The following is a 24,398-nucleotide window of genomic DNA, read 5'->3' on the forward strand; positions in this document are numbered from 1 at the left end:
AATGGCTAGCCCGCGCAAAAAGCCCGCCCCCCGCCGCGGAGCCACCTCGCAGCGCAAGTCCAGCCGCAGTTCAGGCGGGGGCTTTCGCCTCCCCGGCTGGCTGTGGGGCCTTGCCGGTATGGCGGCAGGCTTCTTTCTGGCTCAGCACCAGCACGGCACCGCCCCCTGGCAAGAGCAGAGCGAAGCGCCTCAGGCCACGGTGCTACCCAAGCCCTCGGGTAGCGAAGAGCGCGCCGCCGCTCGGGAAACCGAGGAAGCCGCCGAACCTTCGATGCCGACGTTTGAGTTTTATACCCTGCTGCCGGAAACCGAGGTCATTGCCCCCGGCGTCACTCTGCCGTCAAGCGTTGTGCGCCCGGAGGCTCCTGAACAAACAGCTGATAGCGATGCGGGCGCTGCAAGCGACGACCCTATTGCCCAGGTCATTGCTGCCAATACCCGGCCTGAAGATCAGGTATCGGCAGCCCAAGAGAATGAGGCAGCCACCAATACCCCAGGGCGCTATATGCTTCAGGCGGCCTCATTTCGAGAGGCAAGTGATGCCGAACAGCTGCGCGGCCGACTGCGCAATTTAAGCCTGCTGGCGGAAATCAGCGAAGTACAGGCGGATGGCAATACCTGGCACCGGGTACAAGTGGGGCCTTACGAGGACACCCGGGAGTTGAACCGGGCCCAGGATTTAATGAATACCCAAGGTATCGAGCCCCTGCTTATCCAACTGCAAAACTAATATTCCCTCCTGGAATACCCTGCGGGCGGTTGATTTTTTATCAGCCGCCCGCATTTTGTTGTGAACGCTTAAACAATGGTCGCTTATTGAGTGGCCTGCCAGTCATCGGGAGTTCGCCTCCCCCAAGGAGTTATCTCCATGACCACTATTGTCTCCGTTCGTCGTGGTAATCAGGTCGCCCTCGCTGGCGACGGCCAAGTATCGCTGGGCAATACCGTAATGAAGGGTAACGCCAGCAAAGTTCGCCGCCTCTACCGCGGCAAGGTACTGGCCGGGTTTGCGGGTGGCACGGCGGATGCGTTCACCCTGTTTGAGCGCTTTGAAGCACAGCTTGAAAAATATCAAGGCCATTTGACCAAGGCAGCGGTGGAACTTGCCAAAGATTGGCGCACTGACCGGGCGCTGCGCCGCCTGGAAGCGCTGCTCGCCGTTGCAGATCACAGCGCCTCGCTGATCATTACCGGTAACGGTGACGTAGTCGAACCCGAGCGCGGCATTATTGCCATTGGCTCTGGCGGCAACTTCGCCCAAGCCAGTGCCCGAGCGCTACTGGAAAACACCGAGCTGTCAGCGCGTGAAATCACCGAGAAGTCGCTTTCGATCGCTGGTGATATCTGTGTATTCACCAACCACCACGTGACCCTCGAAGAGCTGTCGATTGACGATCGCTAATCAGCTTACGCGATCCCCTAACGCCGCTCATTGCACACTAAGGTTACTTATATGACTCAGATGACACCCCGCGAAATTGTTCACGCTCTAGACCAGTACATTATTGGCCAGCAGGATGCCAAACGCGCCGTTGCAATCGCTCTGCGTAACCGCTGGCGCCGTATGCAGCTCGATGACGACCTGCGCCCAGAAGTCACCCCCAAAAATATTTTGATGATTGGCCCCACAGGTGTGGGTAAAACCGAAATTGCCCGCCGCCTTGCCAAACTGGCCAAAGCGCCGTTTATTAAAGTAGAAGCGACCAAGTTTACCGAAGTTGGTTATGTGGGCCGTGATGTTGAGTCGATTATTCGCGATCTCATGGAAGCGGCGATCAAGATGGTGCGCGAGCAGGCCAAAGAGGAAGTTAGCCACCGCGCCGAAGATGCTGCAGAAGACCGCGTACTGGATGCCCTGCTGCCGCCGCCACGGGGTCAGGAAGATAAGCCGCGAGAAGAGAGCGGCACCCGCCAGACCTTCCGCAAGAAGCTTCGTGAAGGACAGTTGGACGATAAAGAGATTGATATCGAAATCGCCTCCCAGGGCCCCGGCATCGATATCATGACGCCGCCAGGCATGGAAGAGATGACCAGCCAGCTGCAGAGCATGTTCTCCAACATGGGCCAGCAGAAGCGTGAAAACCGCCGCGTAACGGTCAAAGAGGCGCTGGTACTGCTACGCGATGAAGAAGCGGGCAAGCTGGTCAACGAAGAAGAGATCAAATCCCGCGCGGTCTACTCGGTCGAGCAACACGGTATCGTGTTCCTGGATGAGATCGATAAAGTCGCCAAGGGCAGCGGCCAGTCCAGCGGTGGCGAAGTCTCCCGTGAGGGCGTCCAGCGTGACCTGCTGCCACTGATTGAGGGCTCCACCGTCTCGACCAAGTACGGCATGGTAAAGACCGATCACATTCTGTTTATCGCCTCCGGTGCCTTCCACCTGTCGCGCCCGTCGGATCTGATTCCAGAGCTACAGGGCCGCTTGCCGATCCGGGTTGAGCTTGACGCGCTAACGCCCAACGACTTTAAGCGCATCCTCACCGAGCCCTCTGCCTCGTTGACCAAGCAGTATCAGGCGCTGCTGGCCACCGAGGGGCTGGACGTTGAGTTCACCCCCGACGGAATCGAGCGCATCGCGCAGATCTCCTGGCAGGTAAACGAAGGCACTGAAAATATCGGCGCCCGCCGCCTGCACACGGTGATGGAGCGGCTGTTAGAGGAAGCCTCTTTCCGAGGCGGCGATATGGAGAGCCCGCTGGTGATTGACGGCGACTACGTCAATGCGCAGCTTGGCGAACTGGCGGTCGACGAAGATCTGTCGCGGTATATTTTATAAGCTACGTCTGCCGTTATTATCAGCACTGGTAGCGTCAGCAACAGCAAGCCCGCTCTTGGCGGGCTTGCTGCTATGTTCGTAAGCCATGGATACTTAGCGATGAGGTCTCATCATGAATGCCCCTACCCCCACTCGGGTTCACTACCACAAGCAGAACCGCGAACTGGAACTTGGCTACGCCAATGGGGAGAGTTTTCACCTCCCGGTTGAATTTTTACGCGTCTATTCACCTTCCGCCGAAGTGCGCGGCCACGGTGGTGACACGGCGGTACTGCAAGTGGGTAAAAAAGATGTCGGCCTGCAAAATATTACTCAGGCAGGCAACTACGCGCTGAAACTGCACTTTGACGATGGCCACGACAGCGGGCTGTTTAGCTGGAACTATCTGTATGACCTGGCAACCCATCAGGAAGCTTACTGGAACAACTACTTGCAACGCTTAAAAGAGGCCGGTGCCTCACGTGAGCCCGCCAGCATTCAATTCAAGCAACTGTGACTACCTGACTCAGCCCTATACAAGAAGCCAGGCAGACAAGGCTGGGTGGACAAGGCTACAATGGCGTTAACTTTTAATCGCGTCGGGCTTAAGGTCAAAAGACCTAAGGCCGATTTGCCACCGCCTCGAATTCGGGAGCTACTGCCCAATGAGCCCCACAGAAAAACGCACCACTGACTTTGGTTTTCAAGAAGTTCCTGTTGATGAAAAAGCCTCGCGAGTGGCCGATGTTTTTCACTCCGTGGCTGCCCGCTACGATGTGATGAACGACCTGATGTCCATGGGCATACACCGAGTTTGGAAACGCCTTACCATTGAACGTGCAGGGGTGCGCCCAGGCCACCACGTACTGGATATCGCGGGCGGCACGGGGGATTTAACGCTTAAGTTCTCCCGTTTGGTTGGCCCCCGGGGCAAAGTCGTACTGGCCGACATCAACGCCTCAATGCTCAAAGTGGGCCGCGACAAACTGATGGATAACGGCGTAGGCGGCAACGTCGAGTATGTTCAAGCCAATGCTGAAAGCCTGCCGTTTCCCGATAACAGCTTCGACTGCATTACCATTGCCTTTGGCCTACGCAACGTCACCGACAAAGACGCCGCGCTGCGCTCCATGGCCCGGGTGCTCAAGCCGGGTGGTCGCCTGCTGGTGCTGGAGTTCTCCAAACCCAACAATCCGCTGCTCTCCAAGGCCTACGATGAGTACTCTTTCCGCCTGCTGCCCAAAATGGGCGAACTAGTGGCGGGGGACGGCGACAGCTACCGCTACCTGGCGGAGTCGATTCGCATGCACCCGGATCAGGAAACGCTCAAAGCCATGATGGAAGAGGCAGGGCTTGAGCGGGTTGAGTACACCAATCTCACCGGCGGTATCGTCGCTCTACACCGCGGCATTAAGCTATGACGGTTTGCAACCTGATGTCTCCTGCCAAGAGGTCAGCATGCTGGTAACCCCGACCCTGCTGCTGGCCGGTTGTGAACGCACGCTCAACGCCCTACTCGCCCGCGACCCTGCGGCCCCCGCACGGCTAGCGGCACTGGCGGGCAGCCGTCTACTGGTGCGCCTTGAGCAGCCTCACTTAGCGCTGGTCATTCACTACCATTACGCCGGGCTCGACCTGATGCGCGGCGATGATGTTGATGAAACCGACGTAGATGCAGTGGTCGAGCTCACCCCGGAAACGTTTTCCGAGTGGATCAGCGGCGCTTCGATTGAGCGCCTTATGTTTGACGGCAAGCTGGCCGTGCGCGGGCGTATTCATCTGCTTGAAGCCACTCGAGACCTGCTCTTCGACCTGGACATCGACTGGGAGAGCGAGCTGGCCCGCTGGCTGGGCGATATGCCCGCCCACTCCCTGGCCGAGGGCCTGCGGCGCACTGCCCGTTGGGGGCTGCGCGCCAAAGACGAGCTGATGCAGGATGTGTCTGAATATGTCTTTGAAGAGGCACGCCTGCTGCCAGGGCCGCAGCAGCGTAGCCTGCTTCGCGAGCACCTGACCGAGTTAGAGGTGGCGACCGATCGCCTGGAAGCACGTTTAAACCGTTTACAGCGCCGGCTAGAACAGCTTCAGCCCGCGCCGCAGGAGTCGCGCCCATGAGCATGCGTCTGCTGCGGATAAGTTGGGTGATCAGCCGCCATAGACTGGACACACTGCTGCCGCTAGAGCGATTGCCCTGGTGGCTTCGGGCGCTGCTATGGTTCTCTCCGCTACGTCTTATCCCCGTTGGCAAACGCTCACGGGGCGAACGTCTGCGCTTGTCACTAGAGGCGTTAGGGCCGATTTTTATTAAATTTGGCCAAATGCTCTCGACCCGTCGCGACCTGCTACCAGCAGATATCGCCGATGAGCTAAAGCGTCTTCAGGATCAGGTGCCGCCTTTTCCCGGTGATCAAGCCGCCGCTCGCGTCGAGAAAGCCCTGGAAATGTCGCTGGAAGAGGCCTTTGCTGAGTTTGACCGAGTCCCACTGGCCTCGGCGTCGATTGCCCAGGTGCACGCGGCAAGGCTCCACGGCGGTGAGGACGTGGTGGTAAAAATTATTCGCCCCGGCATTGATCGCGTGATGCGTCAGGATATGGCACTGATGTACCAAGTTGCCAAGCTATTCTCCAAAATCCCCGAGGCGCGTCGCCTGCGTCCGCTGGAAGTCATTCGCGACTACGAAGCCACGCTATTTGACGAGCTGGATCTCTACAAAGAGGCCGCCAACACCTCGCAGCTCAAGCGTAACTTTAAAGACTCACCGCTGCTGTTTGTACCCACCATCTACTGGCCCTTCACCCGCCGCCATGTGATGGTGCAAGAGCGCATTCGCGGTATTCCGGTCGCCGATTTAGATACCCTGATTGCTCGTGGCACTAATTTGAAGAAGCTTGCCGAACGCGGCGTCGAGCTTTTCTTTACCCAGGTATTCCGCGACAACTTCTTTCACGCGGATATGCACCCGGGTAATATCTTCGTCAACTGTGACAACCCCGAAGATCCCCAGTACATTGCCATCGACTGCGGCATTGTGGGCAGCCTGACCCGGGAAGATCAGGACTACTTGGCGCGTAACCTACTGGCGTTTTTCCACCAGGACTATTACGAAGTCGCTGCACTGCATATTGAATCCGGCTGGGTGGGTGAGAACACCCGCGCTAATGAGTTCGCGGCAGCGATTCGCACCGTTTGTGAACCGATTTTAGAGAAGCCGTTGAAAGATATTTCCTTCGGCCAGGTGTTATTAGGACTGTTTCAAACCGCACGACGCTTTAATATGGAAGTGCAGCCGCAGCTGGTATTGTTGCAAAAGACGCTGCTCAATATTGAAGGTCTGGGCCGCCAGCTCTACCCAGATTTAGACCTGTGGAGCACCGCCAAGCCCTATTTAGAGCAGTGGATGAAAGAGCGTGCCGGGGTCAGCGGTTTATGGGAGTCGTTAAAGCGCCAGGCGCCGGAGCTTTCGCATCAATTGCCCGAACTGCCCGTACTGGCTCATCAGGCGCTAAGCCGTATGGAGCATGAGCATCGCCAGCGCCACCAGCAGGTCGACTCGATCAACGCCATGCGCGTGCAGATGGCGCGCCAGGGCAAACGCCTCTACCGCCTTCGGCTCGGCTTTATTTTGCTGGCGCTGGCACTGGCTTGGCAGCCATTAAGCGGTTGGATTGCGCTTCAAGAGTGGCCGATACTCGCGGCCGCAGCCATTGGCCTACTGCTGCTGGTGTGGCAATAGAGTGACGCACTCAACGTTTACAAGGATTCCCATGGACAGCAACGCATTATCGCCTAACAATTCGACTAGCCATACCGATGTACTGGGTACGCTCAATGAGGTGTTAAAGCAACGGCGCCATGCAGCGGCAGAAGAATCTTATGTTGCCTCCTTGCATCATAAGGGTTTGAACAAGATACTCGAAAAGGTGGGCGAGGAAGCGACAGAAACAGTGCTTGCGGCAAAAGATGCCGAGCATGGTAGCGAGGCTGATCGCCAAGCGTTGATTTCTGAAACCGCCGACCTGTGGTTTCATAGCTTGGTGATGCTGTCGCACCTGGGAATGGATCATCAGGCCGTTTTAGACGAACTGGCCCGGCGCTTCGGCATTTCCGGACACGAGGAAAAAGCCGCTCGCCAGCCTTAGTTGCCACAAATGGCTGTCGCATAGTGGTAACGCGCGTACTGTAGTACTGCTCCTAGCCATTGGGCTCGTATTCACTGGCTCAGTGGTAAAAGAGATAGCACTCAATTGATTGTTAACCTGCTCCCATGAGGAAACGCATATGTTAGGTGGTATTAGTATTTGGCAGTTGCTGATTGTGCTGGGCATCATCATTCTGGTTTTCGGCACCAAAAAACTGCGTAACGTGGGCACCGACCTAGGCGGGGCTGTCAAAGGCTTCAAGAAAGCCATGCACGATGAGGAGAAAAATAAAGACGCGGACAAAGAGGACGCCGACCAGCCCCATGCCAAAGTGAGCCATGACGAGCCGGGCAACACTTACGACGTTCAAGCTGAAGAGAAACAGGCCGCCCACGACCGCAACGAAGAGCGCAAATAAACCATGCTGGATATCGGCTTTCTTGAACTGATGCTGATTGGCGTCGTCGGGCTGTTGGTGCTTGGCCCGGAGCGGCTGCCACGCGCTGCCCGAACGGCGGGCATGTGGATTGGTAAAATCAAGCGTACGGTATCCGGTATGCAGCGTGAAATCAGCGCCCAACTGGAAGCAGAAGAGCTGCGCCAAAAGCTCAACGAACAGCAAAAGAAGCTCGATGACAGCTTGAAGAAAGCGAAGCTGGACGTAGAGAGCATTGCCGATAGCCCCTCAGACGCAGCGCCAGCGAAGCAGAGTGACACTGAGCAGCGCGTTGCCCAGGCCAGCTCTCGATTGGATGACGCCTTGCAAACGGTGCGAGAGGAAACGGTGCGTGAAGAAACATCTTCGTCATCATCTGCACCTGCCTCGACTACGCCCACCCGCGAGGCCAAACCTGAAACGCCTAACCCTGAGTCGGCTATACTTAATAAGGATCGTAATCACCAATGAGTATGTCTGGCGATTCAAAGGAGCCGCGGGAAGAGCCGAGCCAAGCCCCCCTGATTGAGCACCTGATTGAGTTACGCTCACGGCTTATGCGCGCCGTGATCGTGATTTTGGTGGTCTTTTTAGGCCTTTACTCCTTTGCCAATGATATCTATACCTTCGTTGCCGAGCCGTTAATGGCGCTACTGCCTGAAGGCTCGCAGATGATCGCCACGGAAGTCGCTTCGCCATTCTTAGCGCCGTTCAAGCTCACCCTGGTGGTCGCGGTATTTATCGCTATACCCTTTGTGCTGCATCAAGCCTGGGCGTTTATCGCGCCAGGGCTTTACGACAATGAAAAAGCGCTGGCGATACCGATTCTGGTTTCGAGCATTGCGCTTTTCTACGGCGGCGCGGCGTTTGCCTACTACGTTGTTTTTCCGCTGTTGTTTGAGTTTTTCACCCAAACTGGGCCGGAAAACGTCGCCGTGATGACCGACATTAACCAGTACTTGAACTTCGTGCTCAAGCTGTTTTTTGCCTTCGGTGTAGCGTTTGAGATTCCTATCGCGACCTTCTTGCTTATCTTATCTGGCGCCACGTCGGTGGAAAGCCTGTCTAAAAAGCGCCCTTATATTCTTTTAGGCTGCTTTGTTGTCGGCATGTTGCTAACGCCTCCGGATGTGATTTCTCAGAGCCTGTTGGCGATCCCGATGTATTTGCTTTACGAAGTTGGGCTGCTATTTGGCCGCCTGGTGCGCAAGCGTAAAGAGGAGAAGGAGGCTGCTGAAGAGCAAGAGGCTGACCTCTAAGCACGGGTTCAACGTGCAGATATTTAAAAGCCGCCGCCGTTAACGGCGGCGGCTTTGGTATCAGCACAGCGTCGAGCTTAATCCATCATTTCTGCAATGCGATCTACCAGCTTAAAAATACCGATAGCAGCTTCGCTAATACGCGTTGCCAGCATATAGGCAGGCGTAGTGACCACGCGGTGCTCAAGATCCACCACGATATCTTCTACGCCGCAGCTACGGTGCAGGCCGCCCATGGCGCTAATGGCCCCGGAAATCGCCGGGTCATTGCCCACCGTCACCGCAATGCCCTCGTCCAATAGGCGAGGCACCAGTACGGGGGAAATACACATCAAACCAATCGGCTTGGCCTCTTCACGAAACCCCACCAAGGCCGCTTTTAAAGCCTCTAGCACCTGCATGCTGTCACCGGCACTGGCGAAGTCCGACAAGTTCTTGGCGACGCCAAAACCGCCGGGTACGATCACTGCGCCGAAGCTGTCAGCATCTAACTCCTCCAGCGGGCTGATCTCACCCCGTGCCAAGCGGGCGGACTCCAGCAGCACGTTACGCTGCTCGCCCTCTACCACCTCTTGAGTGAGGTGATTGACCACATGGTGCTGCTCTATATCTGGGGCAAAACAACGGTAACCTATACCCAACTGATCCAAGCGCAGCAGCGTTAGCGTGGTCTCATATATTTCTGAACCATCGTAAACGCCGCAGCCGGCCAAAATCACTGCCACCTGTTTGGTCATGCCTATCTCCTTATCCCAGGGTCTGCCGAACGCAATACAGCAAAGCAATCGCCCACTTTAGTCAGTCTGCCGTGTCGCCACAAGACGGCTTTCGCCGCAAGGTATGGCTGATATACTGACGCCAGGCCTTCGGGCATGTTTATTTGCGACCCTGAGTGTTCACGTTCGCTGATCTTTACGACCTCTAATGGAGAACTCCCTTGAGTACACCCACTGCCCGCCATTTTCCCGCCACGCGCATGCGCCGTATGCGCCGCGATGACTTCTCACGTCGGTTGATGCAGGAGAACAGCCTGACTGCGTCAGACCTAATCCTGCCGGTGTTCGTCCTTGAAGGCACAAATCAGCGTGAAGCCGTCGCCTCCATGCCCGGCGTTGAACGGCTGTCTATCGATTTACTGATCGAGCAAGCTCGCGAGGCGTATGAACTGGGCATTCCAGCGCTGGCGCTGTTTCCTGTGGTTGGCCCCGAGCACAAGAGTGAGCTTGCTGAAGAGGCCTATAGCGCTAGCGGTCTAGTTCAGCGCAGCGTGCGCGCTCTCAAGGAGGCGCTGCCCGAATTAGGCATTATCACGGACGTAGCGCTTGACCCTTATACCAGCCACGGCCAGGACGGCATTCTTGACGAACACGGCTACGTGCAGAATGACCGCACGGTGGATACGCTGCTCAAACAGGCGCTCTCCCATGCTGAAGCCGGCGCCGACGTGGTCGCCCCTTCTGACATGATGGATGGACGGATTGGCGCTATTCGCCTGGTGTTAGAGCAGGAACATCTGCATAACGTGCGCATTATGGCTTATAGCGCCAAATACGCGTCACACTACTACGGCCCTTTTCGCGATGCGGTCGGTTCGGCTGCTAACTTGGGCAAAGCGGACAAGCGCACCTATCAAATGGATCCCGCTAACAGCGATGAAGCATTACACGAAGTGGCCATGGATATCTCCGAGGGCGCTGATATGGTGATGGTCAAGCCAGGAATGCCCTACTTGGATATCGTACGCCGGGTAAAAAGCGAACTGCAGGTACCCACCTTCGCTTATCAAGTCAGCGGCGAGTACGCGATGCACCGCGCCGCCTTTGATAACGGCTGGTTGGAAGCGGAGCCGGTAATACTGGAGTCGCTGATGTGTTTCAAACGGGCAGGCGCGGATGGCATTCTCACCTACTTTGCCCTCGACGCAGCGCGTTTACTTCAGCAGCGCTAAGATGACAAACAGGTGACACCTATTTGTCATCTTCTCCCCGCATACTGCACTGATATACAAGTATCAGGCTATGATACCTTCGAGCTATCAACGCGGGGAGATCCACCATGGACGAACAAGCTTCAGATTCCTTACCACTATCGTCTACCGATCACACCAGCAGCGACGGCGATATGCCGCTACGGATTAATCGTACCCCGACCGGCGTCCAGGCACGTGAAGCACAGCCTGAAACCGACCTCGACGATACCCAGCTCTACTTCAACCGCGAGCTATCGCATCTACAGTTCAATATTCGCGTGTTGGAGCAGGCGTTAGACGATGCTCACCCGCTGCTCAACCGGTTAATGTTCCTGCTGATTTTCTCCTCCAATATGGACGAGTTTTTCGAGATTCGCGTGGCGGGCTTAAAGCATCAAATTGCCCTGGGCGACGACACTACCGCCGCTGACGGCCGCCTGCCCAAAGCGGTGTTGGCAGAGATATCGCAACTTGCTCACGCGCAAATTGACCGCCAGTATCAGATACTCAACGACACCTTGTTACCCGCGCTGGAAACCCATGGGCTGCGCTTTCGGCGCCGCGATCAGTGGACTGATGAACAGAAAGCTTGGGTTAAAGATTTTTTCGATAACGAAATTATGCCGGTCATCAGCCCGATCGGCCTCGACCCCTCGCACCCTTTCCCGCGTTTAGTGAATAAAAGCCTCAACTTTATAGTTGAGTTGGAAGGTAAAGATGCGTTTGGTCGCGCTGGTGGTATGGCCATTCTACCCGCGCCGCGCTCGCTACCGCGCCTGATGGCACTGCCCAAGGAACTCTGTGAAGAGGGTTTCTCGGAGTATGTTTTTCTTTCGTCGATGATTCATGCCCACGCCGAGGAGCTATTTCCCGGCATGAGCGTACGCGGCTGCTACCAATTCCGGCTGACCCGCAACGCGGATATGAGCGTTGACCCTGAGGAGGTTTCGGATCTCGCCTCAGCGCTGCGCGGTGAACTGCTGGCGCGCCGCTACGGCAGCGGCGTACGCCTGGAAGTCGCCGACAGCTGCCCTGATGACTTAACTGATTTTTTGTTGCGCCAGTTTGAACTGGAAAGCGACGACTTATATCGCGTCAAAGGGCCGGTTAATTTAACCCGTATGATGTCGGTGCTGGGTGATGTGGATCGCCCCGAACTGCTCTATCGGCCATTCACCCCCAGCATTCCCAAAGCGCTCAAAGCGGGTAGCCTGTTTGACGCTATTGCCAAGAACGACATCCTGCTCCATCACCCCTTCCAGTCATTTACGCCGATTGAAGACCTGCTGCGCGAAGCCGCCCGCGACCCTCATGTGCTGGCAGTAAAACAGACCCTTTACCGCACTGGCGCTGACTCAGCCATCGTTAACGCGCTGGTAGAGGCGGCCAGCCAGGGCAAAGAGGTCACTGTGGTCATTGAGCTGCGCGCGCGCTTTGATGAGGCCGACAACCTACAGCTGGCTTCACGCTTGCAGGAAGCAGGGGCAATCGTTGTCTACGGCATTATGGCCTACAAGACCCACGCCAAAATGCTGCACATCGTTCGCCGGGAAAAAGGTGAGCTGAGCTATTACGCCCACCTGGGCACCGGCAATTACCACTCTAAAACTGCCAAGCTTTACACCGATTACAGTCTGCTGACCGCCAATAAAGCGCTATGTGCGGATGTGCATAAAGTATTTCAGCAGCTTTCGGGGATGGGCCGGGCACGCAAAATCGACACGTTGTTGCACGCGCCCTTCACGCTACATGAGCGGCTGGTGGAAATGATCGACCGGGAAGCGCAAATAGCGCGCAAGGGTAAGCGCGGGCACATCATCATTAAGTGCAACTCGTTAACCGAGCCAAAGCTTATCAAAGCACTCTACCGGGCCTCGCAGGCAGGCGTAGAGTGCGATTTGATTATTCGCGGTATGTGCTGTTTGAAGCCAGGGGTGCCGGGGGTTTCCGACAATATTCGCGTGCGCTCGATTATTGGCCGTTTGCTGGAGCATACCCGAGTCTTCCACTTCCACAACGACGGCAAATCGGAGACCTGGTGCTCAAGCGCGGACTTTATGTCGCGCAATATGTTCCACCGTGTGGAGACCTGTTTTCCGCTGTTGGATAAGAAGCTCGCCAACCGGGTGCGTAAAGACCTGGAGACCTACCTGGTGGATAACTGCCAGAGCTGGCTGCTTCAGACCGACGGCAGCTACCGACTCCAGGATCCGGGTGACAGCGATGCCATCAGTGCCCAGGAAACCCTGCTCTACGCCTATGCATCGAAAAGCTAGGCGTCAAAAAACTAAGCGCCGAAAAGTCAGTCCCCCGCTGCTTAGAGCAGCGGGGGTGATTCTGACTTCTTCCCGTTTATGCATAGCGTTGGCGTAACACCTTCGCCGCTTTCACCATATTGGCTAGCGCTGGCTCTACTTCCGCCCAACCACGGGTTTTGAGCCCGCAGTCCGGGTTTACCCACAGCCGTTCGGCGGGGATTTTTTCCAGGGCTTTCTCCATCAAATCGACCATCCAGCTCACTTCGGGAATATTCGGTGTATGGATATCGTAAACCCCTGGGCCGATTTCGTTGGGATACGCGAAGTCCTGGAAGGCATCCAGCAGATGCATATCCGAACGTGACGTTTCGATGGTGATCACATCGGCATCAAGTGCTGCAATCGCGCCAATGATGTCGTTGAACTCCGAGTAACACATATGGGTATGAATCTGAGTGGCATTAGCCACGCCTGCGGCACTCAGCTGGAAGCTCTCTACTGCCCAATCAAGGTACGACTGCCACTCATGTTGGCGCAGCGGTAACCCTTCGCGCAGCGCTGGCTCATCGATTTGAATAATGCTGATCCCGGCCTCTTCCAGATCCAACACCTCATCGCGCAGCGCCAGGGCAATCTGGCGGCAGGTGGTTTCCCGCGGCTGGTCATCGCGCACAAATGACCACTGCAGAATCGTCACAGGGCCGGTCAGCATGCCCTTCATGGGTTTGTCGGTCAGGGTTTGGGCGTATTCGCTCCAGCGCACCGTCATCGGTGCAGGCCGCGATACGTCACCGAAGATCACCGGCGGTTTAACGCAGCGTGAACCGTAGCTCTGCACCCAGCCAAATCGGGTAAAGGCAAAGCCTTCAAGCTGCTCACCAAAGTACTCCACCATGTCATTACGTTCGGCTTCACCGTGAACGAGCACATCGATATCCAGCGCATGCTGACGCTCAACGGCGTAGACGATCTCGGCCTGCATACGGGCTTCGTAGTCGGCTAACGCCAGCTCACCGGCCTTAAAAGCACGCCGGGCGGCACGAATTACGTCGGTTTGCGGAAAAGAGCCAATCGTCGTGGTAGGAAATAGCGGTAGCTTGAGCGCCCGGCGTTGCGCCTCGGCACGCACGGTGTAAGGCGCCTGGCGCTGACTATCAGCAGGGCGAACCGCCGCCAAACGCTCACTGACCACAGTCTGGTGAATACGCGTTGACTCGCGCCGGGCATCCAGCGCTCGAGTGGCCTGATCCAGCCGCTGCTCGTCGACTGGCGTAGTGCGGTTGTCGATCAAGCGCGCCAGGGTGACCACCTCGTCAAGCTTCTGCCGTGCGAAGGCCAGCCAGCTGATTAGCTCATCACCAAGCTCTGTTTCCTGAGCCAAATCCACCGGCACATGCAGCAGCGAGCAGCTCGGCGCCAACCAAAGCCGCTGGCCCAGACGCACTTTTAATGGCAGCAGACGTTCCCGCAAGGCAGCCAAATCGGCCCGCCAGATATTGCGGCCATCCACAAACCCTACTGATAGCACCTGATGGGGGCCAAGGCGGTCAATTACACTCTCGACTTGCTGCGGTGCGCGCACGGCATCAATGTGCAACCCCGCCACGGGCAAGCGGGTCGCCAGCGAGAGGTTGTCGCCCAAGCCGCCGAAGTAAGTGGCTAGCAATAGCTTTAGCGGCGCAGATTGAAGGCGATGATAGGCACGCTCATAGGCCTGCTGCCATGCCAGCGGCAGATCCTGCACCAAAGCAGGTTCGTCCAGCTGAACCCACTCAATGCCTTGGGTAGCAAGCCGCGCTAATATTTCGCTATACACGTCGAGTACGCTGTCGAGTAGCGTCAGGCGGTCAAAATCCCCGCCTTTGGTTTTGCCAAGCCATAGCCAGGTCAACGGCCCCGTCAGGGTTACTTTCGGGGTAAAACCCGCGCGCAGCGCCTCATCCACTTCGTCAAACAGACGGTTGGATGCCAGGGTAAAAGTTTGCCCCTCGTGCAGTTCGGGGACGAGATAGTGGTAGTTGGTATCGAAGTATTTGGTCATTTCACAGGCTGCGGCGGGCTCCCCCCTGGGCGCTCTACCCCGGGCCATACGAAAGGTGGTGTCGAGATCGATATCGCCACCAGCGACCTCTGCTTGGGCGTTAAAACGTGAAGGCACAGCTCCCAGCGCCACCGAAACATTCAGCACTTGATCGTAAAAAGCGAAATCGCCCACGCTAACGAAATCCAAACCCGCATCCTGCTGCGCCTGCCAGTGGCGCAAACGCAGCTTGCGGCCGGTGCTTTCAAGCTCGCTACGCGTGCACTCGCCTTTCCAGTACGCTTCCGTGGCTTTTTTAAGCTCGCGCTGAGCGCCGATGCGGGGATAGCCGAGAATATGAGAAACTGTCATGATGAACCCTACCAACGTGAATAATTTCACACAGTCTGGTCACCACACTCTAATGAATCAAACTAAAGTTTTTAATACTAAAGATGAAAAATACTCACAATGATAGAGCCACTATATGATTGAGTTACGACACCTCCGCACGCTGCTGGCTCTGCGCGAAACCGGCTCTCTTGTCGATGCTGCCGATCGCGTGCATTTGACCCAATCGGCGCTTTCCCACCAGCTCAAGGATCTTGAGAGCCGCGTGGACAGCGCGCTTTTTGTGCGTAAAACCCGTCCGGTGGAATTCACCCGAGCGGGACTGCGGCTGCTCGCCCTGGCCGACCAGATACTGCCTGAAGTACGCAAGGCGGAGCGTGATTTAACGCGCCTGGCAGGCACCGAGCAGGGGCGCTTGCATATGGCCATCGAGTGCCACAGCTGCTTTCAGTGGCTGATGCCTACGGTGGATTATTTTCGCGATCACTGGCCGGAAGTGGAAATCGACATTCCCAGCGGTCACCACTTCGACCCGCTTCCGGCGCTTGCCCGCGAGCAGCTGGATCTGGTGATCACCGCCGACCCCCAACCTCTTGAAGGGATTCACTACGCCCCGCTGTTTCGCTATGAGGGGCTACTGGCCGTCGCCCGCCAGCACCCTTTTGCAGGCCAGGGCTATATAGAGCCCCAGGCGCTGGCCGAGGAAACGTTGATCACCTACCCCGTTGAACAATCGCGGCTGGATATTTTTACCCAGTTTTTGCAGCCGGCGAATGTGCGCCCTCGGGAAATTCGTACCGCTGAATTGACGATTATGATGATGCAGCTGGTGGCCAGCGGGCGTGGCGTGTGTGCACTACCCAACTGGGCGCTGACCGAGTATTTGCAGCGCGATTATGTGAGCGCGGTGAAGCTAGGAGAGGATGGGGTATGGAGTACGCTGTATGCAGCGATTCGCGAGGAGACCCGCGAAGCACCATGGATGCAGGATTTTTTACGCACGGCGCGGGAGACTTCCTTTGCGGTGCTAACGGGGGTCAAGCCAGCGGATCGCGGCGCGGAACCAGCAGCGTAAACCGCGCGCCGCCCAAGGTGGGACTGGTATCGATGGTCACGCTGCCGCCGTGCCCGGCCATAATTTTCTGCACAATCGAAAGCCCTAACCCGTAACCGCCAGAGCTGCGGGCGCGGCTGTCGTCCAGCCGGGCAAACGGCTTGAAAATATCCGCCCGCGCTTCCGGCGGAATGCCGGGGCCGTCATCTTCAACGTCTATACGCACCAGATTGGGTTCATCCCAGAGGTGAATCACCACCTGGGACTTGGCATGGCGGCAGGCATTGCCGACTAAGTTCTGCACCGCGCGCTGGAGATAGCGCGGCTCTGCCAGCAGCTCGATTTCTGGCCCAGGCGCCAGCGCCAGCGCTAAGCCCTTATGCAGCGGCGACAGCGTATCAATCACCCGTTCCGCCATGGCCCGACACTCTACCAGCGCGGTTTCAAGCTCAGCGCCGTTAACCGTTTCCCCACCTAGGCGTGCATAGGTGAGAATTTCATCGACCAATTCATCGAGTTCGGCAATGTCCGCATCGATACCCTGTAGCTGACGACGAATAGCGGGTTGGTCGGTCATATCCTCGACCATCTGCACGGCAAAGCGAATGCGCGCGACGGGGGTGCGCAGCTCGTGGGAAACCGCCCGTATCATTTCCTGCTGGCCGCGCAGCAGACTTTGCACCTGATTGGCCATGCCATTAAAAGCCATGCCCAAGCGACCTAAAAAGTCGCCACTCTCTACCTTCACCCGGGTTTCCAGGCGGCCACTGGCAATCCGCGTGGCGGCTAGCTCCAGCCGCGCCATGCGGGCTTCAATGCTGCGCATAATCAAATAAATAATCAGGCTGAGAACGATCATTAGCCCCATCAAAAGGGGTAAGTGCAAATTTACCGGTAGGGTGTCGCCACGGGAAATAGGCCCCGCTTGCAGCCATTGTGACTCGTCTGGCAACTGGTAGAGCAGGGTAATAGAAAGCTTATCAGAAACGAGTCGGGTGATGACGTTGCCCCTGGCCAGCTGGGCCTGCTGCGCCGCCGTTAGGCCCGCAGGCAACGAAGGCAATAGCTGCAACGGCCAACTCCCTGGGCGCAGTTGGGCAATGCGATCATCACGCTCTTGCGCGGGCGCTGCAGCGAGCCACTCACCAAGCAGCTCAATGCTGCCATGCCACTGGTGCTCGCTCCAGTCATCAAGGCGTGCTTGCAGCAGCCAGGTGTCGCCAGGCAAACGCTGCTGCAAAAGCCAAGGGTCTTCGGCAACCAGTATTCTGCCTTGCTCCAGCCGAGACCGCTCAAAATAGCCCAAATCCGCCTCATTGACGGGCTGCAGTGTCAGTTGCAAATCGAGCTGCTCTGAAAAATGCTCAAGCACGGCATCTCGACGTTCTACAGGCGTCTCGGCTAGCTGCCGCGTCATCAATGACATGGGGAGCGCGGCGAGCTGCTCACGATAGTCTTCGCGGCGTACTTGTTCGATAAAGGAACGCCCCGCTAACGCGATCACAAACACCACTAATAGCGCGATGCCCAGCAGCAAATAGAAGCGTAAAAACGAGCCGTTACTGAGCACCCGCCGCATGATGCCGTCCCTCTGAATGATCAACTATCTTTGACGAAGAGATAACCTTTACTGCGCACGGTTTTGATCCGGTGAGGCTGATTAGGATCATCGCCAATTTTGGGTCGAATGCGCGATACGCGTACATCAATAGAGCGGTCTTGGCCGTCGTACTTAATGCCCCGTAAGTCGCTGAATATCTCTTCACGGGTGAGCACTCGGCCTGCGTTACGCCCCAGTAGCCAAAGCAGGTCAAACTCGGCGCTGGTTAAATCAATACGCTCACCGGAGAGCCATGCTTCGCGAGTCGCGTTATCGATCTCGAGGTTTTCAAAACGCAGCCGCATTTCGCCGTCCGGTGCAGGCCCGTCAGCGCGACGCAGTAGCGCTCGCATGCGCGCCAGCAGCACTCGCGGCTGAACCGGCTTAGGCACATAGTCGTCAGCGCCCATTTCGAGCCCCAAGACCTGATCGAGATCGTCGGTACGCGCGGTGAGCATCATAATCGGGCCGGCAAAATTAGGTCTAACGCGGCGACAAATCGCTAGACCGTCCTCCCCTGGCAGCATTAAGTCTAGAATCACCAGATCAGGCTGCAGGGTTAAAATACGATCGACCCCTTTTGCGCCGTCTGCTTCCAGCGTTACTTGGAAGCCGTTCGCTTCCAAGTAATCACGGGTAAGCTCGGCCAGACGCTGGTCATCTTCGATGATCAAAACATGATCTTGATCGGGATAGTCAGGCGTTACAGACTCTTGCGACTCAAGCGCCTGAAATTGCTGTTCCAAATGATCTACCATCCTCTTTATGCACTCCGCTTAGGCTGTTTGTTTTCTCACCTGCTCACCCAATATCAACGCAGGCGCCCATGATTGGCACTCAGGATAACTCAAAACCACCAAAACACCCGCTTCTGTCGTTACAACTGCGCGTATTGATGGAAGCGTGTGGCCGGACACTTGATTCTTCCTCAAGCGAGGACTAATGTGTAAACGCTAACTGTCGACAATCTGACAGGGGGAGCCTGCCATGGGAAGTAGCAAAACGAAAAGTGTTATAAAACGTGTTTACGTTCCAGCCCAAGTGCGCGACCTGCCCAATGGGGAGAAGTTAAAAATCCCGGGGCATTATAAGGCGCCGCCCGGGGAAGGAAACGACACCATTGAGTAATGTATTCAGCAACAATTGCTAAAGCATATCAAAAAGGCAGACCATCGGTGGTCTGCCTTTTTTTGGACTACTTTTCTCAACTACTTTTTCAGCTATACGCTTTGATACATTACTCGGAACGAGTACTTTTCAGCCGCTACCCTTTGGGCCCAAACAGAAACCATGCGATTAAGCCGACTAGCGGGAAAAACAGCAACACTAGTATCCATATCAGCTTACCCAGGCTACCTGCCCCACTTTTAGCCACTTTGACAATGGCCCATATCACAATGATGAGCCAAATTAATCCTAATAATCCACCTACTTCAATGCCCATAGCAACTCCTTGTCGTGTTGGCACTCGTGTCAATTTAGACAATCATATCAATGGCACATTCACAAGCTGGACTCACTGCTCGGGAAGGCTCAGAACCATCTCACCCGACTGTATTTCAATCGAAAATAAATTCAGAAAGCTCATGCCGAGGAGTACGGTGTCGCGCTCCATGCCGGGGCTGATTGACCCCTGCACATTCTGCACTTTAAGTCCGCCCAGCGAAACCTCATCGAGTTCGGTTAAGGTACCTTCTACCCGGCCATTGGCAGTATTGAACCAAGCGCTACGTCCAGGTTCGAGGCCTAGCTCGCTTGCCAAGTCGGCAGGTATGGCTACATAAGTGGCGCCAGTGTCGAGCAAAAAGGTCACCGGCTTGCCATTAATACTACCCGGCGCCTCAAAGTGCCCAGCACGATTGCGCTTTAGAGTAACCGGTTCCCCCGCAGGCAGCGTATGCACAATATTCGCATTGGGCCGCATCATCTCTTCCAGACCACCGTGAATCCACCAAGTGCCCACCGCCATTAACAGTACCCAAAAAAGCAGCATCATAACGATACCGCCACCCTGGGCTCTATGACTTGCCATGTGCGTTGCCATACTCCACCTCACTGAGGTCAGGGCGCCCTTTCAAGCTTTATAGTTGTTGATATGACTATTGGCCTCCCAGGCAAGCGCGGCCTCCCGGCCACGACGCTCGTTGACCCTGGCGCAAATCAGCATCGCGGTAACGAACAGGGCAACACATAATAGAATAGACGCTTGTAAGCCAATCAGCGTTTGCAACACCCCCAACATGACGATACCCAGAACGCCTGCGAGCTTATTAGCCAGCCCCCAGAAACCGAAAAACTCGGCTGATTTAGCCAAGGGTGAAAACAGCCCCACCAGAGCCCTGCTTGCCGATTGGCTAGAACCAAGGCTTAGCCCCGCCAGACAGCCGACCACCAGGAATACATGCTGAGCCTGCCACTGCAGTCCAAAGCGCCCGTTTACCCACTGAGTCACCTCGGGCGTTGCCCAGATGGCAATGATCGCCAGCACCCATAGCGCCAGCGTCATTTGGTACGTCCGCTTGGCGCCTAGCTGATCCTGTATCCAGCCGAACCCCAGTGCTCCCGCCGCCGCGGTGATTTGAACAATAATGAACATGATATTGCGCACGCTTTCATCCCAGCCAATCACTTGAGCACCATAAATGAAGGCGAAGGCGATGATGATGTAGACACCGGCCATTGAGAACAGCAATGAAATCAAAAACACGGTCAGATCTTTAAAGTGGCGCAATTCGTGAAAAGTGGTTGTGACGCGATTGAGAGCAATATGCCGATAAGAGACGCCGCGAGGCTGGGGCGTACCGCGCTCCTTTAGCCATAAAAAAGTCGGAATAGCGGTAATCAGAAAAAATCCGGCAGCGAAGGGCCCCACCCAACGGATGCGCTCAAAGTTATCTGCACTGGCCTCGCCTAGCACCACTAGAGTGAAGCCCGCCGCAAATAAACCACCAATGTAGCCTAACGCCCAACCAAAACCGGAAATTTTGCCCAGCGATTGCGGCGGCCCAAGCTCGGGTAAAAAGGAGGCGATAAATGACTCCCCCATGGAGTAAGCGTAGTTAGACAGCACAATCAATAATAAACCGATTATGACGTAGCCCGGTTCAACGAAGTAAAGCATCGCCGTGGTGACTACGGTGGCTAGGTAGCTAATCAGCAAAAAGCGTTTTTTCTCCGCCCGGTAATCCATCACGGCGCCGCATAGCGGCGCCGTGATCACTACCATTAGATAGCTTACCGCCAGGGCAAGACTCCATAGGAAGTTGGCAAGCCGGAAGTTATCGCCGCGATCCCCCACAATGACGGTGGTAAATACCTCACCAAATACCACGGTAATAATCAGTAGCGTGTAGGCCTGGTTGGCAAAATCGAACATCGCCCAGCCGAATATTTCACGACGCGATGCGTAGCCATCCGTCGCCTTAGCAGAGTTAGCAGACAGCATTAGTTTTCTCTCACAGGGGAAGCCGTAAGCCTAGCAGGTGCAGCCAGGAGGACGCCACGGCTTGCGTTGGTAGATTAGAGGTGACAGCCGACCAGCGTTGCTCTAAGTTTGATTGATTGATAAGTAATATGGATAGACTGCGATGGGATTAGCCCAGCCATCTCCACGGCGATTATATCGACCAAGATTAAATAGGTTGATGGTCGTGCTATGCCTCTGGCTGGCAAACGTCGCAAACGTAGAGGCTGACGCGTCCGATACTTTGGCAACATTAACCTTTATTACTGAAGAGTACCCGCCCTACAACTATATCGATGAGCAGCAGCTGACCGGCGTATCCATTGATTTGTTGGAGGCTATTTTTGCGACGACAAAAACGCCATTAAGCCGTCATGACGTCCGCTACTACCCTTGGGTTCGTGGCTATGAGCTGGCACTAAGCCAACCTAATACGGTGCTATTTTCCACCACTCGCACCCCAGCCAGAGAGTCCAGCTTTCACTGGGTGGGGCCGATTGCTCAAGACCGGGTCGTGCTGCTTGCCCACCGTGACGCACCGATGGTGATTGCTTCTTTGCCAGAGGCGATTGATCGCAGCCTGACCGTGGCAGTCATTCGTGAAGATATTGGCGCCCAGGCGCTGTTGGAAGCAGGCTACCCAGAACGACTACTGATACCGGCCATTGATAACCGTAGCGCGCTCAATATGTTGAATCGTGGACGAGTTGACTTATGGGCTTACAGTGAAGATGTGGCTGGCTGGATAGCTGAATCCGAAGGTTATCCTAAAAGTAGTTTAATCCCGATACACACCCTCAGTGAATCTTCGCTATACTTTGCCATTAATCAAGCCACTGACCAACGCTTGGTAACGCTAATGCAGCAGGCATTAGACAGGGTGCTAGCGGAACGGCCCCGGAGGTAGTCGACGATGACTAATCTGATAACTCACCGGTGGCGGTTCTGCATGGGCGTTGCTCTGCTAACGACTGTCGGTAGTTTTTCCCTGTCACTGCACGCGATGCCGTCAGAGGCTATGTCAACGGAAGCCCTGCCGCTAACGATCAATACCGAAGAGTACCCACCGTTCAACTATGCGGACGACCAAGGGCAAATTATCGGCAGTGCAACGTTACTGCTGCGGGATGCGCTACGCCAGGCAGACATTGAGGCTCGTTTTCGGCTACTGCCTTGGGCGCGCGCTTACACCGAAGCACGCTTGCGCGACCATCACTGCGTCTACTCCACGACGCGCACTCCAGAGCGTGAAGCGCTGTTTCACTGGGTGGGGCCGCTGGTGGTTAATGAGTGGGCCGCGTTTAGTTTAGCCGAGCGCGAGCTCAGCATTGCTTCACTTTCAGGTCTACACGCTTGGCGAGTAGGCAGTTTTCGCGAAGATGCCGTCGGCGATTACGTTGCCGCTCTCGGCATTAGCGTGCTGCTTGCTCCCTCGGAGCGAGACAATATCCTGCGTTTAGAGGCGGGCCTGTTAGATGTGATTGTGACAGGCAAAGCAACCGGTGAATTTATGGCACAAGAACAGAACATAGCGCTAGCGCATTTATTTACGTTTCACCGCGCACCGCTGTATCTCGCCTGCCATCCCAGCGTGTCGGAAGCACTGCTGGCGCGATTGCAAACGCAATTGGATGCCCTGCATAGTGATATGCAGAAGGACATGCAGTGATGATCCCACGTCCCCGATTTCCTCTTTCGGCCCCTGGCGCGGGGCCTAAAAAAGGCAGCTTGACCACTAAGCAAGCGCTACTCACCCTGCTGATCGCTATGCTGATTAGTAGCGTAGCAGGCAGTATTGAACTGCTCAGCCACGCCAATAACATGCGCCAGGAAACCGAACAACGCATCCAACAGCAGTTAGCGGTGGTCAACGGCGCAGCAGCAGAAGCCGCTTTCCAGCTTAACCCCGACCTCGCCCATCAAATAGCCTATGGGCTATTTAGTGATAGTGAGGTTGCCTGGGTATCTATTCGTGACGACTTTGGCCGCTCGCTCGCTGAATATGAGAGTCCCGAGCAGGCTGATTCGACCTGGCTCAGCCAGTATTTATTTGGTGACATACTGCACCATCAAACCGATCTCGCCTACTACATGGGCAGCGATATGCCGGAAGCGGTCGTCGGCAAGATTGAGCTGATGCTGGCAGAGGGTTATTTAACCCAGCAGTTCCTGGCGCGTATTTACACGGTGGTCGGGGTGAGTATTTTAGAAGCGTTTATTTTAAGCATACTGGTGATCGCTTTTTTCCATCTGTTTATTACTCGTCCGCTGCTCAAAGTACATGCTGCTATTACCCAAACGGATCCTAATCAGCCAGGCCAGTGGCCTAAGCCAGCGTTGCGTGGCCACCAGCATGATGAGCTGGGGCATCTGGTGGATAGTTTGGATCACCTGTTAAAAGCTTTCCAGCAAGGTTTAGAGCAGCGCGACCAGCTCCATCACCTTTCCAATATAGATGGCTTAACGGGCGTGGCTAATCGCCGCCACTTTGATGAATTTTATCAACGTCACTGGCATTTGGCACAGCAAACCCAGCAGCCGCTATCGGTGATTTTTATCGATATCGATAACTTCAAAGAGTTTAACGATCACTATGGTCATGCCATGGGCGACGATACGCTGCGCGCCGTGGCTAAAGCGCTCAATCAATGCATTGACCCCGCCAGCGACTTACTCGCCCGCTACGGCGGCGAAGAGTTTGTCTGTGTACTGCCAGGCCAGGATCATGACGATGCAGTGGGCGTTGCCAACTGTCTGCGCGAAGCGGTGCTCTCGCTGGCTATTCCCCATGCTTTTTCAAGCACCCATTCAGAGCTCACCGTTAGCATGGGTGTTGCCAGCATGTCGCCCGGCTTTTTAATTAGCGCTGAAGCGCTGATTGAGCGTGCCGACCAGCACCTTTATCACGCCAAACGGCTGGGCCGAAACCGGGTTGAAACACGCAAACGCCCGGCATAAAGCCAGGCGTTAAGCACACATATTGCGGATAGCAGGTACTTCAAAGCAGCCAGTGAGCGGCCACAGCAGCCAGGCCAATAATCATCGCCGTTAGCACCGCCACTGTGACTACCTTATCTAGCCAGCGATCGAAGG

General features: G+C 55.8%; 24 protein-coding genes. 17 read left to right on the forward strand and 7 right to left on the reverse strand.

Annotated elements, in window-relative coordinates:
• Window position 1: 1 nt before the first annotated feature.
• From SR894_RS16150 to tatC, 11 genes are all read left to right on the forward strand, one after another.
• On the forward strand, window positions 2-730 hold the full coding sequence (locus SR894_RS16150) for an SPOR domain-containing protein (RefSeq protein WP_223288101.1): 729 nt from the start codon (window positions 2-4) through the stop codon (window positions 728-730).
• A gap of 138 nt (window positions 731-868) precedes the next feature.
• A complete protein-coding gene (gene hslV / locus SR894_RS16155; protein ID WP_007113850.1) occupies window positions 869-1,402 on the forward strand; it encodes an ATP-dependent protease subunit HslV in 534 nt (177 codons plus the stop codon).
• A 51-nt stretch (window positions 1,403-1,453) separates the two neighbouring features.
• Window positions 1,454-2,776, forward strand: coding sequence for an ATP-dependent protease ATPase subunit HslU (hslU, locus tag SR894_RS16160; RefSeq protein ID WP_133732110.1), 1,323 nt, complete (start codon window positions 1,454-1,456; stop codon window positions 2,774-2,776).
• Window positions 2,777-2,888: 112 nt separating this feature from the next.
• The gene (locus SR894_RS16165) at window positions 2,889-3,272 is read left to right on the forward strand and encodes a gamma-butyrobetaine hydroxylase family protein (RefSeq protein ID WP_071694195.1); all 384 of its coding nucleotides are present in this window, start codon (window positions 2,889-2,891) and stop codon (window positions 3,270-3,272) included.
• 148 nt (window positions 3,273-3,420) lie between these two features.
• The gene (gene ubiE / locus SR894_RS16170; RefSeq protein WP_009287442.1) at window positions 3,421-4,176 is read left to right on the forward strand and encodes a bifunctional demethylmenaquinone methyltransferase/2-methoxy-6-polyprenyl-1,4-benzoquinol methylase UbiE; all 756 of its coding nucleotides are present in this window, start codon (window positions 3,421-3,423) and stop codon (window positions 4,174-4,176) included.
• A gap of 37 nt (window positions 4,177-4,213) precedes the next feature.
• Window positions 4,214-4,870: a ubiquinone biosynthesis accessory factor UbiJ gene (locus SR894_RS16175; RefSeq protein ID WP_223288102.1), complete on the forward strand. Its 657-nt coding sequence runs from the start codon at window positions 4,214-4,216 to the stop codon at window positions 4,868-4,870.
• Entirely contained in the window at window positions 4,867-6,489 is a 1,623-nt protein-coding gene (ubiB, locus tag SR894_RS16180) for a ubiquinone biosynthesis regulatory protein kinase UbiB (protein ID WP_223288103.1), read from the forward strand. The genes SR894_RS16175 and ubiB overlap by 4 nt, the downstream gene beginning before the upstream one ends.
• Window positions 6,490-6,520: 31 nt before the next feature.
• Window positions 6,521-6,895, forward strand: coding sequence for a phosphoribosyl-ATP diphosphatase (locus SR894_RS16185; protein ID WP_133732107.1), 375 nt, complete (start codon window positions 6,521-6,523; stop codon window positions 6,893-6,895).
• A 139-nt stretch (window positions 6,896-7,034) separates the two neighbouring features.
• Window positions 7,035-7,313 (forward strand): Sec-independent protein translocase subunit TatA, encoded by a 279-nt coding sequence (gene tatA, locus SR894_RS16190; RefSeq protein WP_133732106.1) that lies wholly within the window; start codon window positions 7,035-7,037, stop codon window positions 7,311-7,313.
• A 3-nt stretch (window positions 7,314-7,316) separates the two neighbouring features.
• On the forward strand, window positions 7,317-7,802 hold the full coding sequence (tatB, locus tag SR894_RS16195) for a Sec-independent protein translocase protein TatB (protein WP_133732105.1): 486 nt from the start codon (window positions 7,317-7,319) through the stop codon (window positions 7,800-7,802).
• Window positions 7,799-8,590, forward strand: coding sequence for a twin-arginine translocase subunit TatC (gene tatC / locus SR894_RS16200; RefSeq protein ID WP_133732104.1), 792 nt, complete (start codon window positions 7,799-7,801; stop codon window positions 8,588-8,590). Before tatB ends, tatC begins: the two co-directional genes overlap by 4 nt.
• 77 nt (window positions 8,591-8,667) lie before the next feature.
• Here tatC and elbB read toward each other — a convergent pair whose 3' ends face one another.
• Window positions 8,668-9,327, reverse strand: coding sequence for an isoprenoid biosynthesis glyoxalase ElbB (gene elbB, locus SR894_RS16205; RefSeq protein WP_133732103.1), 660 nt, complete (start codon window positions 9,325-9,327; stop codon window positions 8,668-8,670).
• 200 nt (window positions 9,328-9,527) lie between these two features.
• Here elbB and hemB point away from each other — a divergent pair, with 200 nt between their 5' ends.
• Window positions 9,528-10,538: a porphobilinogen synthase gene (hemB, locus tag SR894_RS16210; protein WP_133732102.1), complete on the forward strand. Its 1,011-nt coding sequence runs from the start codon at window positions 9,528-9,530 to the stop codon at window positions 10,536-10,538.
• 107 nt (window positions 10,539-10,645) lie between these two features.
• Window positions 10,646-12,835 carry a polyphosphate kinase 1 gene (gene ppk1 / locus SR894_RS16215; protein WP_133732101.1) on the forward strand — a complete coding sequence of 730 codons (2,190 nt, stop codon included), beginning with the start codon at window positions 10,646-10,648 and terminating at the stop codon, window positions 12,833-12,835.
• Between the two features lie 76 nt (window positions 12,836-12,911).
• Here the strand turns inward: ppk1 and metE are convergent, their stop codons facing one another.
• The gene (gene metE, locus SR894_RS16220; protein WP_223288104.1) at window positions 12,912-15,209 is read right to left on the reverse strand and encodes a 5-methyltetrahydropteroyltriglutamate--homocysteine S-methyltransferase; all 2,298 of its coding nucleotides are present in this window, start codon (window positions 15,207-15,209) and stop codon (window positions 12,912-12,914) included.
• 115 nt (window positions 15,210-15,324) lie between these two features.
• Between metE and SR894_RS16225 the strand changes: the two genes are divergently transcribed.
• Window positions 15,325-16,263: a LysR family transcriptional regulator gene (locus tag SR894_RS16225; protein ID WP_133732099.1), complete on the forward strand. Its 939-nt coding sequence runs from the start codon at window positions 15,325-15,327 to the stop codon at window positions 16,261-16,263.
• Here the strand turns inward: SR894_RS16225 and SR894_RS16230 are convergent.
• The 5 genes from SR894_RS16230 to SR894_RS16250 form a co-directional block, all read right to left on the reverse strand.
• A complete protein-coding gene (locus tag SR894_RS16230; protein WP_223288105.1) occupies window positions 16,226-17,821 on the reverse strand; it encodes an ATP-binding protein in 1,596 nt (531 codons plus the stop codon). The genes SR894_RS16225 and SR894_RS16230 overlap by 38 nt on opposite strands.
• A 20-nt stretch (window positions 17,822-17,841) precedes the next feature.
• Window positions 17,842-18,600 carry a winged helix-turn-helix domain-containing protein gene (locus tag SR894_RS16235; RefSeq protein ID WP_064234128.1) on the reverse strand — a complete coding sequence of 253 codons (759 nt, stop codon included), beginning with the start codon at window positions 18,598-18,600 and terminating at the stop codon, window positions 17,842-17,844.
• A 506-nt stretch (window positions 18,601-19,106) separates the two neighbouring features.
• Window positions 19,107-19,286 (reverse strand): PLDc N-terminal domain-containing protein, encoded by a 180-nt coding sequence (locus SR894_RS16240; protein WP_223288106.1) that lies wholly within the window; start codon window positions 19,284-19,286, stop codon window positions 19,107-19,109.
• A gap of 72 nt (window positions 19,287-19,358) precedes the next feature.
• A complete protein-coding gene (locus SR894_RS16245; RefSeq protein ID WP_133732096.1) occupies window positions 19,359-19,874 on the reverse strand; it encodes a retropepsin-like aspartic protease family protein in 516 nt (171 codons plus the stop codon).
• Window positions 19,875-19,916: 42 nt separating this feature from the next.
• Window positions 19,917-21,287 carry an MFS transporter gene (locus tag SR894_RS16250; protein ID WP_223288107.1) on the reverse strand — a complete coding sequence of 457 codons (1,371 nt, stop codon included), beginning with the start codon at window positions 21,285-21,287 and terminating at the stop codon, window positions 19,917-19,919.
• Window positions 21,288-21,549: 262 nt separating this feature from the next.
• Between SR894_RS16250 and SR894_RS16255 the strand changes: the two genes are divergently transcribed.
• Genes SR894_RS16255 through SR894_RS16265 form a run of 3 tightly spaced genes read left to right on the forward strand, consistent with a single transcriptional unit; the run spans window position 21,550 to window position 24,263 of the window.
• On the forward strand, window positions 21,550-22,212 hold the full coding sequence (locus tag SR894_RS16255; RefSeq protein ID WP_227405770.1) for a substrate-binding periplasmic protein: 663 nt from the start codon (window positions 21,550-21,552) through the stop codon (window positions 22,210-22,212).
• A 6-nt stretch (window positions 22,213-22,218) separates the two neighbouring features.
• Window positions 22,219-22,974 (forward strand): substrate-binding periplasmic protein, encoded by a 756-nt coding sequence (locus SR894_RS16260; RefSeq protein ID WP_227405771.1) that lies wholly within the window; start codon window positions 22,219-22,221, stop codon window positions 22,972-22,974.
• Complete coding sequence (locus SR894_RS16265; protein WP_133732093.1) at window positions 22,974-24,263, forward strand: GGDEF domain-containing protein; 1,290 nt, start codon at window positions 22,974-22,976, stop codon at window positions 24,261-24,263. Before SR894_RS16260 ends, SR894_RS16265 begins: the two co-directional genes overlap by 1 nt.
• Window positions 24,264-24,398: the final 135 nt, after the last annotated feature.

The sequence above is a fragment of the Vreelandella neptunia genome, assembly GCF_034479615.1.
In the GTDB taxonomy this organism is placed as follows: domain Bacteria; phylum Pseudomonadota; class Gammaproteobacteria; order Pseudomonadales; family Halomonadaceae; genus Vreelandella; species Vreelandella neptunia.

Excerpts from the sequence above, each read along its gene's own strand:
- ubiE (WP_009287442.1), top strand. The coding sequence starts at position 3,421 with ATGAGCCCCACAGAAAAACGCACCACTGACTTTGGTTTTCAAGAAGTT.
- SR894_RS16260 (WP_227405771.1), top strand. The coding sequence starts at position 22,219 with ATGACTAATCTGATAACTCACCGGTGGCGGTTCTGCATGGGCGTTGCT.
- elbB (WP_133732103.1), bottom strand. The coding sequence starts at position 9,327 with ATGACCAAACAGGTGGCAGTGATTTTGGCCGGCTGCGGCGTTTACGAT.
- tatB (WP_133732105.1), top strand. The coding sequence starts at position 7,317 with ATGCTGGATATCGGCTTTCTTGAACTGATGCTGATTGGCGTCGTCGGG.
- SR894_RS16150 (WP_223288101.1), top strand. The coding sequence starts at position 2 with ATGGCTAGCCCGCGCAAAAAGCCCGCCCCCCGCCGCGGAGCCACCTCG.
- SR894_RS16235 (WP_064234128.1), bottom strand. The coding sequence starts at position 18,600 with ATGGTAGATCATTTGGAACAGCAATTTCAGGCGCTTGAGTCGCAAGAG.
- tatC (WP_133732104.1), top strand. The coding sequence starts at position 7,799 with ATGAGTATGTCTGGCGATTCAAAGGAGCCGCGGGAAGAGCCGAGCCAA.
- SR894_RS16185 (WP_133732107.1), top strand. The coding sequence starts at position 6,521 with ATGGACAGCAACGCATTATCGCCTAACAATTCGACTAGCCATACCGAT.
- hslU (WP_133732110.1), top strand. The coding sequence starts at position 1,454 with ATGACTCAGATGACACCCCGCGAAATTGTTCACGCTCTAGACCAGTAC.
- SR894_RS16165 (WP_071694195.1), top strand. The coding sequence starts at position 2,889 with ATGAATGCCCCTACCCCCACTCGGGTTCACTACCACAAGCAGAACCGC.
- ubiB (WP_223288103.1), top strand. The coding sequence starts at position 4,867 with ATGAGCATGCGTCTGCTGCGGATAAGTTGGGTGATCAGCCGCCATAGA.
- SR894_RS16265 (WP_133732093.1), top strand. The coding sequence starts at position 22,974 with ATGATCCCACGTCCCCGATTTCCTCTTTCGGCCCCTGGCGCGGGGCCT.
- SR894_RS16245 (WP_133732096.1), bottom strand. The coding sequence starts at position 19,874 with ATGGCAAGTCATAGAGCCCAGGGTGGCGGTATCGTTATGATGCTGCTT.
- SR894_RS16250 (WP_223288107.1), bottom strand. The coding sequence starts at position 21,287 with ATGCTGTCTGCTAACTCTGCTAAGGCGACGGATGGCTACGCATCGCGT.
- SR894_RS16230 (WP_223288105.1), bottom strand. The coding sequence starts at position 17,821 with ATGCGGCGGGTGCTCAGTAACGGCTCGTTTTTACGCTTCTATTTGCTG.
- ppk1 (WP_133732101.1), top strand. The coding sequence starts at position 10,646 with ATGGACGAACAAGCTTCAGATTCCTTACCACTATCGTCTACCGATCAC.
- metE (WP_223288104.1), bottom strand. The coding sequence starts at position 15,209 with ATGACAGTTTCTCATATTCTCGGCTATCCCCGCATCGGCGCTCAGCGC.
- tatA (WP_133732106.1), top strand. The coding sequence starts at position 7,035 with ATGTTAGGTGGTATTAGTATTTGGCAGTTGCTGATTGTGCTGGGCATC.
- SR894_RS16175 (WP_223288102.1), top strand. The coding sequence starts at position 4,214 with ATGCTGGTAACCCCGACCCTGCTGCTGGCCGGTTGTGAACGCACGCTC.
- SR894_RS16240 (WP_223288106.1), bottom strand. The coding sequence starts at position 19,286 with ATGGGCATTGAAGTAGGTGGATTATTAGGATTAATTTGGCTCATCATT.
- hslV (WP_007113850.1), top strand. The coding sequence starts at position 869 with ATGACCACTATTGTCTCCGTTCGTCGTGGTAATCAGGTCGCCCTCGCT.
- SR894_RS16225 (WP_133732099.1), top strand. The coding sequence starts at position 15,325 with ATGATTGAGTTACGACACCTCCGCACGCTGCTGGCTCTGCGCGAAACC.